The sequence below is a fragment of the Moellerella wisconsensis genome, assembly GCF_022592395.1.
GTDB classification, from domain to species: Bacteria; Pseudomonadota; Gammaproteobacteria; order Enterobacterales; family Enterobacteriaceae; genus Moellerella; species Moellerella wisconsensis.
In genome coordinates this window covers 1730796-1746502 of record NZ_CP093242.1, presented here as the reverse complement: position 1 = coordinate 1746502, position 15707 = coordinate 1730796, and the positions used below count along the sequence as shown (strand labels likewise).

Genomic DNA, 15707 nt, shown 5'->3' with positions numbered 1-15707 from the left:
ACCTTATGACAAGGATATGATTCCATGGCACGCATAATTGTTGTTACTTCAGGTAAAGGTGGCGTTGGTAAAACCACTTCAAGCGCGGCCATTGCTACTGGCTTGGCACAAAGAGGCAATAAAACCGTCGTTATCGACTTCGATATCGGTTTACGTAACCTCGATCTCATTATGGGCTGTGAACGGCGTGTAGTGTATGACTTCGTAAATGTTATTCAGGGTGATTCAACGTTAAATCAAGCATTAATAAAAGATAAACGTACTGAAAACCTGTTTATTTTACCTGCCTCTCAAACACGAGATAAAGATGCATTAACTCGTGAAGGCGTAGAAAAAGTATTAGATGAATTAGAAGCTTTAGGTTTTGATTTTATTATTTGTGATTCCCCTGCGGGGATTGAAAGTGGCGCATTAATGGCGCTTTACTTTGCTGACGAAGCCATCATAACCACTAATCCTGAAGTATCATCTGTTCGTGACTCCGACCGTATTCTAGGCATTTTAGCTTCTAAATCAAGACGTGCTGAACGTGGCCAAGATGCGATTAAAGAACATTTATTATTAACCCGTTATAATCCAGGACGTGTAAGTCGTGGTGATATGCTGAGCATGGAGGATGTCCTCGAAATTCTTTGCATCCCACTGATTGGCGTGATCCCAGAAGATCAGTCAGTATTACGTTCTTCTAACCAAGGGGAGCCGGTTATTCTTGACCAAGAATCTGATGCTGGACAAGCATACAGTGATTGTGTCGAGCGTATTTTAGGTGAAGACCGCCCTATCCGTTTCATCGAAGAAGAGAAAAAAGGCTTCTTAAAACGCCTATTTGGGGGATAAGTCATGGCTTTACTAGATTTCTTCCTGTCGAGAAAAAAAACGACAGCCAATATCGCTAAAGAACGTTTACAAATAATTGTAGCAGAACGTCGGCGTGGCGATTGCGAACCGGCCTATTTACCCGAAATGAAGCGTGATATTTTAGCGGTTATCTGTAAATATGTACAGGTCGATCCTGAGATGCTTTCGGTGCAGTTTGAGCAAAAAAATGATGATATTTCAGTACTTGAATTAAATGTTACCTTGCCCGAGTCCGATACCGAAGACTGTAAATAATTACAATAGCCATCTGTTATAGATCACCTATTATAGCTCGGCACTAATTAATAAATATACTATTAGCGCCGAGCCAATATTTATAGAACAAAATGTATAATTTAGAGAATTAGAAAATGAAATATGATTCAAAAACTAACGCTAAATATTTTATAATCAGTGAATTATCAAATTAGCGGACTGAGCGAGAAAAATATTGTGATAATGGATAATAATGCATGGTGTTTCTCTCGGCATTAACCATTGCAAAATACCCGCCGTCACGATTAGTTATTCGGTTCTTGCTAACCGACATCGTACCATACGATTTTATCGCCCCTCTATTCTCATTATTATGCCTATTATATGGAACCATGATACTTAGCGTAACCTCATCATTCGCTGTCCAGTTCGCTTTATTATCAAATTTGGCATTCACCAACCTAGCGATAATCCTATTACCGCTGATTTCTGCTTGCTCTCCAATATATAAACCGGCACCTGTAGAGAATCGCTCTACCGGCGTGTTGACTCTAAAGGTTGGTCTAGAGAAACCGGAATCAGTAACAAATTGCGGACGCGCTGAAGGCCCATGGAAAATATCACCATGATCGACCATAAAATCAATCTGATCGGCTTTTATTTTCGTTAATGGTGCAATAAAAATTTTATCTGCATATACCTTGGCGGATTTGATTGCTCGAGTATCAATATCACCAGCTAAAGAGACCGTACCATCTATCGTTCTAATTAAACGTACTTTCCCTCGTTGCTGTGCTTCCACTTTTCCCGCATGTAAATGAAGATCGTTAACCTGACTAAAACTGCATGAATCACAATCAATGCCTTGCGCATTAGCAATAATTAATCCAGCCGGTTTACCTAATATTTCAATCTTACCTTTAAGTTGGGTTTGATTTCTTCCATTTATCTCTGCAATAATTAATGAAGTGGCGCTATCTCTATTCATATTATTAAAATATACCGCTTTATCTTTCCCGACATCTAATTGAGAAAAATAGGTATGCGAACGGCCGTATTGATCTGATTGATTCATATTAATTACCGGAGTATTATCTCCCCCGGAAGTTAAATTAATTTTATTAGCCTGTTCATATTGATTTAATGTAACTACATTAGCCGTTTGATTACGTGCATCATTGGCCAAAATAATAGCTGTATCAGCATCAACTAAATAATTAAACCCCTTTTCATTTAAGGCAGTTATAATCTCATCAGTTCCTTGCTCCGTTGGCTCATTAGCAGCGAGTGCCCCCGAATATACTGCCATCAACACTAATAATCCTACTTTTGTTTTCATTATCGTCCCTCTTAATTAACACTACTGTTATTCCAAAAAATCCGCTTTATCGTGTGGATATTACTGTGTGAATAGTGCCGTGTGGATAAGCCGAAAATTTATTTATTCCACTAACGATATAATGCAGTATAAGTCAGAAAAAATAATCGAAGGATAGCGATTACTTATATTGTTTAAAAAATCAGAGTAAATACAGCACATGATTAATAATCAATGACTAAATTAATAGAAATATTATTATGCTGAGATTGTAAATATAGGACAATAGATATCAATAACTAACGCTATTAATAATCACTCATAAAAATACGAGTTTATGAAAAAGGAAATATAGAAATTAAACCCTCAAAATTAACGCCCGATAAATTAAAGTATTCATTCTTATTCATTGTTCACCCCATAAATAATTATTCACTGTAAATAATTGTTTAATTGCAGTGGGCAGATAAAACAAACTATTATAGTTATCTCCCTTTAGTGGTATAAATCCCAACCGGAAATAAAATTGTCTGGCCTGATCATTGAGGGCTTCCACAAACATTCTAGGAGTACCTGCCTTTGATAAACCACCTTCATAGCATGGGTTACCAGTAGCGTACCCTAGCCTGGGCGCTGAATACTTTTATCAAGCGCTAACCCCCCAAAGTAATGCTAAACATTTTTATATAGCACTCTCTTTTGCTGAATTTTATTCGGCAGATATTCTTTTCCAAACAGCTACCCGATAAGATAAAACAAACTATAATACAGTGAGTTACCTGTTTTTTTGATAAGCACAGTCAATGTCTGGAGAAAAAACCTCGACCGTCAAATCATCGACTTATTGCTCTATTTCTTGCAGACATTTCGCGGCACGCTTCAAGCGGCTATTTGGGCTGGTGGATGGCTTACTGTATCCATAGCCAAGTTTTATGATGCCTCATTGAGGATCAACCGGCGGTGTTAGTCAAACAAAAAGAGGCACAATACGGCCAATTGGCGCAGTGTCCCCCTTTTCTATCATCACAGATAATTATCACGCATCATGAGTATCAGCCCATAATGGATTTAGTAATGCATTTTGTAATAGTTTAATAGTGGCTTAACAATTCCGTAAGTGATTCTGTTAATAACTGACCGCGCCAGCCATCAAGTAACTCTGGCTTACCGGCGATAGATTTTAATCCCCAATGCACACTAAGTAATTGGTTAATTTGTCTTCTCGATGCTAATAACTCAGCATTGAATTTTTCAGCTTCGCTGATCTCTTTAACTCGCGCTTTTATTTCTTTAAATGCCTGTTTGTAACCCGGTTGCTCAATAAGATTAGCCACCGAATCGGGATATTCTGCCTCATCCAATTGTTGAGCTTGCTCGACCATAGCTAACATCCGTTTACCGTGGCAACGGATCTCTTGTCCACTCAAACCTAATGCGTCTAACTCTGCTAACGAACTTGGTAAATAGCGCGCTACTTTCCATAGATTTTCTTCTCTAACCACAAAATTAATCGCTAAATTACGCTCTCTCGCTTGCTGTAAACGCCAACCTGCCAGTATTTTTAAACACGCTAAATTTTGCCCTTTCAGCTGCCATGCGTTAGATATATCGCGATAAGCATTCTCTGGTGAAGTGATTTCCTGCCGGCGTTGCACGATACGGCGGCATTCATCCTTGGCTGATTCTAAATAACCAGCCTCGGTCACTTGTACCATCAATTTTTCAGCTAAAGGTAATAAATACAACACATCAGCAGCCGCATATTCACACTGTTTTTCGCTCAATGGCCGCGCTAACCAATCGGTTCTTGATTCACTTTTATCTAAAACAACATCCAGATATTCGGCAACTAAGGCGGCAAATCCGCATGAAATAGGATGACCAATAAATGCGGCTAAAACCTGCGTATCAATCAGTGGATCTGGGACACAGCCAAAATCATGCAAAAAGACTTCTAAATCTTCACTACCCGCATGTAAAAACTTAACGATATTAGTATCTTGTAGTAATTGTTTAAATGGGCTGAGATCGTCGATTAACAACGGGTCAATCAGAGAAACGCGCTCTCCATCATAGAGCTGCAATAATCCAAGCTGAGGATAATACGTTCTGGTGCGAATAAACTCGGTATCCAAAACCAGCCATTTTGCGTTTTTGGCTTGCTGGCAAACATCTACCAATGCGGCGTGTGTGGTGATTAACTGATCATTCAAAACGGGGTTCTCTTCTATGGTCATTGGCTTATCGCTGCTTTTAGCTTTTAATAAAGCTTTTTATTACTTTTAATAATGTTCGCGGGCTATTACCGCACTTATCTCAATCTTTCTAGCCACTTTAACTGACAATTATTTTAAGCGCTATCTCTGTTATACATATTCTTGCCTTAATGCTAGCTAATGAAAAATCTCATTAAAATTAGGCACGAAAACGCCGGCATAAACCGGCGTTGAATATATTCAGCCAACCGTAGGCTATTAATCTATAATGTTATCAAACCAGTGTTATCACGCTGATTATACTGCAACTTGCTCGGTGTTCCCTTGCGCTTTTTCTTCTTTACGCAATTCTTTACGTAAAATTTTACCCACATTAGATTTAGGTAATTCAGCTCGGAATTCGAAAATTTTTGGCACTTTATAGGCGGTAAGATAACGACGGCAATAGGTTTTTAGTTCTTCCGCAGTTAATGCTGGATCTTTACTTACCACAAAAACTTTCACTGCTTCACCAGTGCTGTTACTTTCTACTCCAATCGCAGCACATTCAACCACCAATGGATGAGCGGAGACTACATCTTCAATTTCATTCGGATAAACATTAAATCCGGAAACTAAAATCATATCTTTTTTGCGATCAACAATGCGAATATAGCCTTCTTTATCTATATACGCGATATCACCAGTTGCCAGCCAACCATCATGCATTACTTCGATGGTTGAATCAGGGCGCTGCCAATATCCTACCATCACTTGCGGGCCTTTAACCCACATTTCACCTGGCTCACCGAGAGCAACTTCATCACCATTATCGTCAACAAATTTGACCTCTGTAGAGGGCACAGGAACCCCAATACTACCACTGTAGGCGGTCAAATTATAGGGATTACCGGTCACCAACGGGGAACATTCAGTTAATCCATAGCCTTCTAACAAGTGGATCCCGGTCAATTGTTGCCACTTCTCAGCTACTGCTTTTTGCACCGGCATGCCGCCGCCAACACTTAAACGTAAATGCGAGAAATCTAAACGTTTAAAATCCTCGTTATGCAGCCATGCGTTGAATAAGGTATTTACCCCTGTAATGGCAGTTATCGGATAGCGGGCTAATTCTTTAACCGTTCCAGCCACATCACGAGGATTAGTAATTAGTAAATTTACCCCGCCGACGTTAATAAACAGCAGGCAATTTACCATCAGCGCAAAGACATGATACAGTGGCAGCGCTGTGACCACTAATTCATGGCCTTGCTGCAATGCAGGGCCATAAGCCGCACGAGCTTGCTCTAGATTAGCTAACATATTGCGATGAGTTAACATGGCACCTTTCGCTACCCCGGTAGTTCCGCCGGTATATTGTAAAAAGGCCAGATCATCACCGATAATATTCGGTTTAACATACTGCATTCGATAGCCATAATGCATCGCTCGGCGAAATGAGATAGCATCTGGCAAGTGGTATTTAGGCACCAATCTTTTGATGTATTTCACCACAAAATCGACCACGGTAGCTTTTGGACGTGATAATTGGTCGCCCATGCGAGTTAAAATAACGTGCTTAACTTTGGTATTAAATACAATTTTCTCTAGCGTATGTGCAAAATTAGATACAATAACAATCGCCGTCGCACCGCTATCATTTAATTGATGCTCAAGCTCTCTGGGGGTATACAGTGGATTGACATTCACTGCCACCATTCCGGCACGCAAAACCCCAAATAATGCTATCGGATACTGCAGAAGATTAGGCATCATTAAGGCCACACGATCACCTTTTTTTAGCCCTAAGCCATTTTGCAAATAAGCGGCGAATGCGCGACTACGCTCTTCTAATTTGCGATAAGTCATCACCTCACCCATATTAATAAATGCAGGTTGATCAGCATAGTTCGCTACTGCATTTTCTAACATTTCAGCTAACGACGCATAGCGATTGGGATTTATTTCCGCGGGTACGTCTGAGGGATAACTTTTTAACCAAAGTTTTTCCAAAGTAATTCTCCTGAATTTACTGTATGCGGCCTGTCACCAACCTAGTCCAATTTAACAAATTATTAACTCAGCGTACCAGTTTGGGAAATACACTGTGCTCAGGTTGAGAACCGCATCACTAAATAAATTTTATTCAGTTAATCCAAAAAACAAAGCGGCCGCAGCCGCTCTATATTTTTTGTTATTTTTCAATTGATTATGTATTAACCGTGATAAAACTAATCATTAATATCATAATTATACACCGAATTAATCAATTGAGGAAAAAAATAACGTTAAAATAGCTTATCAATCAACTACATCGGCTTATAAAACCAACTATTTGACAGTCATATGGCTGCCCCCAGATTATTTCAAATAACTTTATATATTAACTGGTTAGTTAATTCAGTAACTAAAACAAGGTATTTTTGACATCCTCCCTACCCTTTGAACTCCCCCCAAAAGTTGGACTCTTTTAGTCTACTTTGAAGGGAGATTTTCCATGTCAAAACAGACTCTAGAGTTTAAACTTGAAATTATTCAGGCTTACCTAAATGATGAAGATTGAGCCTAAAAGTTAAAACATCAAAACAAGTTTATTCGCCTGAATTCAAATTTTGTGCGGTTCAAATGATCCTAAATGGGCATCTATACATGAAGTTCGCAGACAGCTTGATATCAGTGGTAGGTCAATACTTAGCAATTTGCTGCGCCAATATAAAGAACACAATAAAATGAACGTTTTGATAAAGTCGCCTATTTACGTCAGAGGTTGCTTATTAAAAAAATCACAGATCCTTGATTCAACAAAAGAAAGAACAGGAAAAAATCAAACAGCAGCATTAGTAAGATTGATAACTGAATTGCAGCGAAGAAACCTAATCAAAAATGGGTAACAGATGTCACACAGTTTAATGGTGTGATAAAACAAAGCATGTCACGAAAAAGAAACTGTTTAGATAATGCGTCAATGGATAGGTTTTTGGCATACTTAAACTGGGTGTTTTCACGGAACAGACTTTAAATCGATTGATGAGTTAGAGCAGACAATGAAAGAATCAAGGTTAAATTGAAAAGACTGAGCCCTATAGAATATAGAGCTCAGTTCTTGAAAGCCGCTTAATGAACAGTCTAACTTTATGGGGGCAGTTCATTAGGGCGAGGTTTTACAGCGCACCTGATAAAAATAATATTACTGGGATAAAAGTTATTGAGCTAAATAAGTTTCGACAGCGGCAGAACCAACAGGATAACCATAACCAGGTTCCCAATTCCACGGCTGCTGTGGATCATAAAAATGGGAATAATATGGCGGATAATCATAATAACCGTAACCTAACGGCCCGACAGGAGGAAACATCACACGTTGCATGACATTCCACCGCTGAAGCCCTGTTACCGCAAGTGTAATATAGTTATATGGGATCTCACCGATTTTACCCGCTTTTTCACCGGTAATTGTTCCAACCACAGTGACATATTTTCCTGTGAAATCTGTTGGTTCAAGGAAACTATTTACATAAGCATATAGACGTCCTTCCGAGACAGTATTTAACTCCGGAGCAGCATCATATTTATTTAACGGCATCACGGCTATTTCTAAACGGGTTTTTTCAGGCTCATTAAATACTGAAATCACTTTGCCACCAAAACGCCCTTCCTGACCAATATACATTTCAGGGGCATTACGTACTGATACCAAATTTTCAGCCGGGTTAGGCGACGTTCCTTTAATAGATGCGGGAATAGTAACACATCCACTTAATGCCAACGCCCCCACCAATAATGCAACATGCATCGCACTCCGGCAGCTTAACTTTATTTGCGTCATTTTCATAAACTACCTCCATTTCCTGCATTATAGAAACAAAAGTCAAAAAATTAAGGGTTAGTTTGTAAGCAAATACAACCATAAAATAGGATATATTCCCCAGTATTCATGCGTAGCATGATAGATTACTATTACTGATAGAATGGTAGCATTTATATAATAAATCAACCGCTAAGCCATGAAATACACATTAAGATTAATCCATGTTATATAGATTAATCTTAGTTGATAAAATCAAATTAGGAATAATTTTTGTCGCAAGATGTTTACATCGCTATAGCTTAAAGCTGATTTATTTACAAAAATAGCCTGTAAACTGATAACCCCATTGAAGATAAATAGGGTTATGATAAACCTAGTAATTATAACCACAACCATGGTTACTGTAGTTATGGTTATCATAGTTATAATTTGGAAATCATAGCTATAATTTAATTATAACTCTGTCGCGATTAACGCCCCGGTAATTTTTTCCAAGTCACTTCATTACGTAAGTAACTAGGCTGGGCATCCTCAACCACGCTAGTTTGTCCGTTATTCCATAAAGTTAAAGCGAGAGGAAGCATATCTTCAGCCGCAGGCAATACAATCTCACTGCTAACTAAACTAAGCACATTGTCTGCCATTAATTCAGGATAAGCTGCCCACCCCGTACCCGCGGTAGCCCATGGCTCGGACGATATAGATTCGGACAATGACGGCTCTGGTAATAATTGAAATGATTGTTTAAATGCTGCCGGAGTTAAAACTGCTTCACTATTTTCACCAATCCATTGCCCAAGATTATCTAATTGATAATGCGCACAATAAACCTCAGACATTCTGGCATCAATCGCCACCAGCACATTACGATAGCCATGTACACGATAAGCACCTTGAGCCATTGTCTGGAGTGATGATACACCTATCATCGGTAAATCAGCGCCAAATGCCAATCCTTGAGCTATTCCGACCCCAATGCGTACTCCAGTAAAGCTCCCCGGGCCACGACCAAATGCTAATGCATCCAATTGCTGCAAGGTGACCCCTGCCTCAGCGAGAACGTCATCGACCATCGGTAATATTTTTTGCGTGTGTTCACGCGGTGAAACAGCAAAACGAGATACAATCTGTCCATCACACATTAGAGCAACGGAACAGGCTTCTGTTGCTGTATCTACAGCAAGAATACGAGTTGACATGCCTGAACTCCGGCAATTGAAGAATAATTAATGCCAATATATTACCATAACTCGGCTATCCGATGGCAATATTTGTAACCAGTATCAATCAAATCATTGTATCTCAGCCATTTTTTGTCGCTGCTGCAAAAAATTAATCGCCCGCGATAAACTGCGTGTCCGCGGTGATGGCGGTAAACTATTAAGAAATACCTCGCCATACGGCCGTGTCACTAAGCGATTATCACAGATCACAATCACGCCATAGTCACTTACATCTCGAATAAGACGCCCAACTCCTTGTTTTAAGGTAATAACTGCGTCAGGTAACTGCACATCTTGAAACGGGTCACCACCTTTTAATTGGCAATCTTCAATTCTGGCTCGTAACAAAGGATCATCCGGTGCTGTAAAGGGTAATTTATCAATAATCACACAGGTTAAACTATCACCGCGTACATCTACCCCTTCCCAAAAACTGCTCGTAGCGACTAATACCGCATTACCACTAGCCATAAACTGAGCAAGTAATTTATTTTTACTGGTCTCGCCTTGTACCAATATCGGTAAGGTTAATGACGCTTTAAACTCGATCGCTAAATCACGCATCATTTGATGTGAGGTACATAAGAAAAAACACCGGCCTTTATTTTGCTGAATGAGTGGCGTTAACATTTGCGCTAATTTAACGGCACTGCCTTTGATATTAGTCTCTGGCAAAAAACGCGGTACACACAGCAACGTTTGAGTTTGATAATCAAAAGGACTCAATAATAATAAAGTCTCCGCCCCTTTTAGCCCCAAGCGATCGGTAAAATAATCCAGTTTGTCATCCACAGATAATGTCGCAGAGGTGAAAATCCAGCTCCCTTTTCGTTCTAACATCATTTGATTAAATTTTTCAGCCACGGTTAATGGCGTTAACGCTAATAAAAAATGCCGTCCATAGCTTTCATACCAATAGCTGTAGCCAGGAATAGAAGCGTCTTTTAGCCGATTTAGGCGATTGCGGTACAGCGTCACTCGTTCAAAGATGGCATCCAGCATTTGTGAACGGCCTAGTGAACTTTTGATCACTTCATAACACAGCTCTAATGCGTCATCCAGTAAATTAAGCGCACGTTGGATAGCCGGTTGTGCCAAGAGCTCGCGTAAATTACCGCGATAACTATTTTCTCCCATAATCATGCGGAAATCTAACGTACTGTGAGACAATCGCTCGGCACTTTTTTGCAATTGTAGCTGATCTTTTACTTCAGTTCGGTAAGCTAAAATCATATCGCGGGCTAAATCGAGCAATTGTCGACTGGTGAGCTGTTGACCAAAATATTGACTGGCGATATCAGGAATTTGATGCGCCTCGTCAAAAATCATCACATCGGCATCTGGGATCAATTCGCCAAAACCGGTATCTTTTACTACTCGGTCAGCCATAAACAAATGGTGATTAACTACAACAATATCGGCGTCCAACGCTTTACGTCGAGCTTTTAACACAAAGCATTCTTTATATCGTGGACAATCACTGCCGAGACAGTTGTCATTAGTGCTGGTCACTAAAGGCCAGACCGCATGATCTTCAGAAATTCCATGGCAACTACTAACATCACCACTTTCCGTCTCTATCGACCAGCTACGAATACGTACCACGCTAGATAAAATTTCAGGCTCAAGACTACCGCCTCCTAACGCCTGCTGATCGAGTCGTTCTAAGCATAAATAATTTGACCGTCCTTTTAATAACGCAATATTGCCATCATAGTTAATAGCATCAATAATAGTTGGCAAATCACGATGATACAGCTGGTCTTGTAACGCTTTAGAACCGGTAGAAATAATCACTTTTTTGCCTGACCGCAATGCCGGCACTAAATACGCGTAGGTTTTACCGGTTCCCGTACCTGCCTCTACGACCAATTGTTGCTGGTGCTCAATTACACGATCAATAGCTTGAGACATTTTTATCTGTGCGTCTCGGGGTTGGAACCCGGGGATCGCCTTGGCAAGAGTACCTGATGTTGAAAAATCGTCACTCACGGCAAAAACCTATAATTATATTAAAGATGAAAATAGCGATAGCGATCATGCGGGTTTGGAAAAATACCACTCTGGGGACATAACTCTAACGCCCTAGCCTATTCAAACACAGGTCAATGATAAGCGCCCAGTAACCATTAGTATGAAACGATAAAATGCTGGCAATAATCTAAGCTATAGCAAAATCAATCCGATCAAAAAGAATGAGGGCCACTTTATCATGACTAACAGCTGCTGGCTGTATTCACGCAAAAAATGTTGTTTCAATAAAATTATTTTTGAATTAATCGGTATGAGATAGTTCATATTAATAATTAATATTCAATCTTGATCTCAACTGCTATTCTGAAAGAAACGTATCTATTACCTCTATAGCAATAGCAAGATAGCAAGGAACCTAAAATGACGATTGAACGTATTGATGCAGATACACGCTGGTCAGATGCAGTTATTCATAATGATGTAATTTATTATACCAGTGTGCCAGAAACGCTAGATGGCGATATTGTTGTACAAACTTCAGATGCTCTTGCAGCGATAGATGTGTTGCTGCTACGTGTCGGGTCAGATAAAAGTAAAATTCTTGACGCGACTATATTTCTAGCAGATAAAGCAGATTTTTCTGGCATGAATCAAGCATGGGATGCTTGGGTAGTGGCAGGAAGTGCACCGGTGCGCTGTACGGTTCAAGCCGGACTAATGGACCCAAAATATAAAGTAGAAATCAAGATTATCGCGGCTCGTTAGCCGACAACATTAATTTATTACAAAAAGAGTGGCAGCCTATCCGTGGCTATCACTCTTTTTACTGGCTTTTATTAAGCCATTTTAATCAGAACCATCCCGATTAACAGTAGGCAAACCCCGCCCCAACCTTTGTAGTTAAGACGCTGGTTGAATAAAATCCAGCCGGCGGCAATAGTGGCAATAATGCCGAAAGCCCCCCATAATGCATAAGCGACTGACAACTCAATGCCTTTAACCGCTTGTGCCAATGAACTAAACGCCCCGAGCACTGCCAATAAAGACAATACCCCCAACCAAATACGTTTAAATCCATTCGACATCTTTAATAAGATGTTGGCCAAAATTTCTAATATAACCGCCAGAATTAAGAACGCCCCATGCCACCACTCAAATTGAGATAACATGATTAAGCCTCCTTCGTACGGTGACTCACGGCAGTTGCGGTATTGGCCGCTTTAGAAGCCATACGCTTAACAGTCGCTGTTGATTGTTTTACTGTGGCTTTTTTAGTTCCGGATTTAATCAAACCAATTCCGGCAATTAATAATGTTAAACCACCAATTTTCATCGGGGATAACGATTCGCCAAACCACATCACGCTAAATGAAGTGATAATTAAAATCCCAATACCTTCCCACAGGGCATAAGCGACGCCGAGAGCAACTTTTTTTACAGCAACTGCCAATAAAATGTAAGACGATGCGATCATCACATACATAACATACATGCCGGATATATCGCCACTCACACTGGCATACTTCATTGATAAGGTACCGATAACTTCGGTAACGATGGCTAAACCTAAAAATATCCAATATATCATCATATTTCTCTACTCAAGGCCGCTGCATTAGGAACGGGAAAAACATCCGCAAATAACACCTATTTGGGTAACCCAATGCCAGCAGCGTAATAATCTAAAAAGGTAATGTGGCTGTTATCAAAGAATGATTAAGCCAATGATTATATTGAGAAAAGAAGCTATAATGCGCCGCACCAATAGTATTCACTGGATAAAATGGCGGATAAGAAAAGGCGATGTGTGGTTCTGCGTTGGATCTTGACGCTGTTAGCGCTAAGCATGATATCTCATTCATTTCATCAGATGGCCAATCCATCTAATTTACTCCGAATCCTCATCAGTAGTTGTTTGTAGGATATTTTTAGCATAGGATTTTTATTAAATCAATGAATATTATCATCTTTTTTACGCTGAATAATTAATGACAGTGTTTGAATAGCGATGCGATTCTACTGTTTCTATCCTGCCATTCTAAAATAGAAGTAATTAGTTGATAATACTTACATTATGCCCAATAAATAGTGATTTATCTGGCACAGGAGCGGTGAAGAATTATTGGTCAATATGAAATTAAATATCAATTAAACTGCCGATTTTCTCTAAAATATAAAATAAATCTAAAAAAATGGCGCCCAAATAGACGCCATAAATACTTACTGCTGAATAATCCGCATGATTATCTATTGACTAGCAGTTATTCAAATTCATTCCATGAACGCCCATCACGAGTGATCATCGCTACCGAGGCTATTGGACCCCAAGTACCTGATTGATATGGTTTTGGTGGTTCATTGTCCATCGCCCATGCGTCCATGATTGAATCAACCCATTTCCACGCTTCTTCCACTTCGTCACGACGGACAAATAACGCTTGAATGCCACGCATGGCTTCAAGCAACAAACGCTCGTACGCATCCGCTAAATGGGTTTGATTAAAGGTTTCAGAAAAACTTAAATCCAACTTGGTCGTTTGCAAACGATGTTTATGATCTAATCCAGGGGCTTTATTTAAGATTTCAATATCAATCCCTTCATCTGGCTGCAAACGGATAGTCAGTTTATTTTGTGGAAGATCTTGATAACTTTCAGCGAAAATATTCAGAGCTGGTTTCTTAAAATACACCACGACTTCGGAACATTTAGCCGGTAAACGTTTGCCGGTTCTTAAATAGAAAGGTACCCCAGCCCAACGCCAATCATCGATATCCACACGTAATGAGACAAATGTTTCAGTTTTACTGACTTTATTGGCCCCTTCTTCTTCTAAATAGCCAGGTACTTTTTTACCTTGCACAAATCCTGCGGTGTATTGACCGCGTACAGTTTTGTCACGCACATTCGTATGGTCGATTCGACGTAGTGAACGTAACACTTTGACTTTTTCATCACGAATGCGATCGGTAGTTAAATCCGCTGGCGGGGACATAGCAATCATGGTCAATATTTGCAGCAAGTGATTTTGGATCATATCGCGCATTTGACCAGCTTTATCAAAATAACCCCAGCGCCCTTCAATACCAACCTCTTCAGCCACCGTTATTTGTACATGATCGATAGCACGGTGATCCCAGTTATTAATAAACAAAGAGTTAGAAAAACGCAGCGCCAATAAATTAAGTACTGTTTCTTTGCCTAAATAATGGTCGATTCGATAAACCTGACTTTCGTCGAAATATTTAGCCACTTCATTATTAATTTCTTGTGATGAGGCTAGATCTGTCCCTAGCGGTTTTTCCATCACAACACGGTTAGGCTGTGCATTTAAGCCAGCAAAACCTAACCCTTGGCACATCGAACCAAAAGTACTTGGCGGCATCGCAAAATAATGGATGGTAGGATGCGTATCTTGTTGTAACATTTCAGCTAAACGGACAAAATTTTCAGTCTCTTGAACATCTAAATTACAAAAATCTAAGCGCGCGCGTAAGGTTTCCCACAGCGTTTCATCCAATTCTTCTTTAACAAATTCATCCAGCGCATGCTTAACAAATTTCACGTACTCGTCTTTATCCCACTCTGCGCGTCCCACCCCGATAATACGAGTTTCAGCATGGATATAACCCGCTTTTTCCAGCTGGTAGAGTGACGGAAGTAATTTACGACGAGCGAGGTCTCCCTTGGTGCCAAAAATAATTAAATTACAGGCTTGTGCAGTTTGATTCACCGCCATATTGGTTCTCCTCAATTTGCGGAATTTATTGTAATTTTGTTACAGAATTAGCCAGTTATCTCAATAATGTACTATCTTGCGTATCACCAGTAAACATCCGCAAAGTGCTTTAATTGTTCTTCGATTAAAAAATCGGCCGAGATTGCCTAGTAGTCACCGACGAAATGAAGACAGTCACCTGTAAGTAAATTACAGTGTTGATATTATATTACTGTTTTGAAACTTTGACACCGGTCATATTTTGGTAAAAAAAACCGATTAACACGCTATTCTAGCGCATTAGTTACAGCAAACACGTAGTATATTTTCACTTATATTGAGATAGATTTCTCCTGTTAATGGAATAGCTATAATCCATCACAGAATAAACTAAGCCAT

Annotated in this window: 13 protein-coding genes and 1 pseudogene; 4 read left to right on the top strand and 10 right to left on the bottom strand. The window is 39.7% G+C overall.

Features of this window, described 5'->3' with window-relative positions:
• The first annotated feature begins 24 nt into the window (after nucleotides 1-24).
• Complete coding sequence (gene minD / locus MNY66_RS07805) at nucleotides 25-837, top strand: septum site-determining protein MinD (protein ID WP_047256515.1); 813 nt, start codon at nucleotides 25-27, stop codon at nucleotides 835-837.
• Between the two features lie 3 nt (nucleotides 838-840).
• Nucleotides 841-1113 (top strand): cell division topological specificity factor MinE, encoded by a 273-nt coding sequence (minE, locus tag MNY66_RS07800; RefSeq protein WP_047256514.1) that lies wholly within the window; start codon nucleotides 841-843, stop codon nucleotides 1111-1113.
• 172 nt (nucleotides 1114-1285) lie between these two features.
• Here minE and MNY66_RS07795 read toward each other — a convergent pair whose 3' ends face one another.
• The 3 genes from MNY66_RS07795 to fadD all read right to left on the bottom strand — a co-directional run bounded on the left by MNY66_RS07795 (nucleotide 1286) and on the right by fadD (nucleotide 6600).
• Nucleotides 1286-2413: a two-partner secretion domain-containing protein gene (locus tag MNY66_RS07795; protein WP_241501830.1), complete on the bottom strand. Its 1128-nt coding sequence runs from the start codon at nucleotides 2411-2413 to the stop codon at nucleotides 1286-1288.
• Between the two features lie 1070 nt (nucleotides 2414-3483).
• Nucleotides 3484-4605 carry a ribonuclease D gene (rnd, locus tag MNY66_RS07790; RefSeq protein WP_241501829.1) on the bottom strand — a complete coding sequence of 374 codons (1122 nt, stop codon included), beginning with the start codon at nucleotides 4603-4605 and terminating at the stop codon, nucleotides 3484-3486.
• Nucleotides 4606-4905: 300 nt separating this feature from the next.
• On the bottom strand, nucleotides 4906-6600 hold the full coding sequence (fadD, locus tag MNY66_RS07785; protein WP_047256513.1) for a long-chain-fatty-acid--CoA ligase FadD: 1695 nt from the start codon (nucleotides 6598-6600) through the stop codon (nucleotides 4906-4908).
• Between the two features lie 850 nt (nucleotides 6601-7450).
• On the opposite strand from fadD, the pseudogene MNY66_RS18055 reads away from it, so the two are divergent.
• Nucleotides 7451-7705, top strand: a pseudogene (locus tag MNY66_RS18055) (hypothetical protein); the annotation flags it as partial.
• 84 nt (nucleotides 7706-7789) lie between these two features.
• On the opposite strand, the gene MNY66_RS07780 reads toward MNY66_RS18055, so the two are convergent.
• The 3 genes from MNY66_RS07780 to MNY66_RS07770 all read right to left on the bottom strand — a co-directional run bounded on the left by MNY66_RS07780 (nucleotide 7790) and on the right by MNY66_RS07770 (nucleotide 11610).
• Complete coding sequence (locus MNY66_RS07780; RefSeq protein WP_414738788.1) at nucleotides 7790-8419, bottom strand: Slp family lipoprotein; 630 nt, start codon at nucleotides 8417-8419, stop codon at nucleotides 7790-7792.
• 446 nt (nucleotides 8420-8865) lie between these two features.
• On the bottom strand, nucleotides 8866-9594 hold the full coding sequence (gene tsaB, locus MNY66_RS07775) for a tRNA (adenosine(37)-N6)-threonylcarbamoyltransferase complex dimerization subunit type 1 TsaB (RefSeq protein ID WP_241501828.1): 729 nt from the start codon (nucleotides 9592-9594) through the stop codon (nucleotides 8866-8868).
• Nucleotides 9595-9687: 93 nt separating this feature from the next.
• The gene (locus MNY66_RS07770; RefSeq protein ID WP_241501827.1) at nucleotides 9688-11610 is read right to left on the bottom strand and encodes a DNA repair helicase YoaA; all 1923 of its coding nucleotides are present in this window, start codon (nucleotides 11608-11610) and stop codon (nucleotides 9688-9690) included.
• Nucleotides 11611-12012: 402 nt separating this feature from the next.
• On the opposite strand from MNY66_RS07770, the gene MNY66_RS07765 reads away from it, so the two are divergent.
• Entirely contained in the window at nucleotides 12013-12357 is a 345-nt protein-coding gene (locus MNY66_RS07765; protein ID WP_047256510.1) for a RidA family protein, read from the top strand.
• A gap of 71 nt (nucleotides 12358-12428) precedes the next feature.
• Here MNY66_RS07765 and mdtI read toward each other — a convergent pair whose 3' ends face one another.
• The 4 genes from mdtI to zwf form a co-directional block, all read right to left on the bottom strand.
• A complete protein-coding gene (gene mdtI, locus MNY66_RS07760; RefSeq protein ID WP_047256509.1) occupies nucleotides 12429-12761 on the bottom strand; it encodes a multidrug/spermidine efflux SMR transporter subunit MdtI in 333 nt (110 codons plus the stop codon).
• Nucleotides 12762-12763: 2 nt separating this feature from the next.
• Entirely contained in the window at nucleotides 12764-13180 is a 417-nt protein-coding gene (mdtJ, locus tag MNY66_RS07755; RefSeq protein WP_053908440.1) for a multidrug/spermidine efflux SMR transporter subunit MdtJ, read from the bottom strand.
• A gap of 94 nt (nucleotides 13181-13274) precedes the next feature.
• A complete protein-coding gene (locus tag MNY66_RS07750; protein WP_047256507.1) occupies nucleotides 13275-13475 on the bottom strand; it encodes a hypothetical protein in 201 nt (66 codons plus the stop codon).
• Nucleotides 13476-13853: 378 nt separating this feature from the next.
• Nucleotides 13854-15329, bottom strand: coding sequence for a glucose-6-phosphate dehydrogenase (gene zwf / locus MNY66_RS07745; protein WP_047256506.1), 1476 nt, complete (start codon nucleotides 15327-15329; stop codon nucleotides 13854-13856).
• Nucleotides 15330-15707 lie beyond the last annotated feature (378 nt).

Coding starts and splice junctions, on each gene's coding strand:
- zwf (WP_047256506.1), bottom strand. CDS start 15,329: ATGGCGGTGAATCAAACTGCACAAGCCTGTAATTTAATTATTTTTGGC.
- tsaB (WP_241501828.1), bottom strand. CDS start 9,594: ATGTCAACTCGTATTCTTGCTGTAGATACAGCAACAGAAGCCTGTTCC.
- MNY66_RS07750 (WP_047256507.1), bottom strand. CDS start 13,475: ATGGATTGGCCATCTGATGAAATGAATGAGATATCATGCTTAGCGCTA.
- minD (WP_047256515.1), top strand. CDS start 25: ATGGCACGCATAATTGTTGTTACTTCAGGTAAAGGTGGCGTTGGTAAA.
- MNY66_RS07795 (WP_241501830.1), bottom strand. CDS start 2,413: ATGAAAACAAAAGTAGGATTATTAGTGTTGATGGCAGTATATTCGGGG.
- mdtJ (WP_053908440.1), bottom strand. CDS start 13,180: ATGATATATTGGATATTTTTAGGTTTAGCCATCGTTACCGAAGTTATC.
- MNY66_RS07780 (WP_414738788.1), bottom strand. CDS start 8,419: ATGAAAATGACGCAAATAAAGTTAAGCTGCCGGAGTGCGATGCATGTT.
- MNY66_RS07765 (WP_047256510.1), top strand. CDS start 12,013: ATGACGATTGAACGTATTGATGCAGATACACGCTGGTCAGATGCAGTT.
- minE (WP_047256514.1), top strand. CDS start 841: ATGGCTTTACTAGATTTCTTCCTGTCGAGAAAAAAAACGACAGCCAAT.
- mdtI (WP_047256509.1), bottom strand. CDS start 12,761: ATGTTATCTCAATTTGAGTGGTGGCATGGGGCGTTCTTAATTCTGGCG.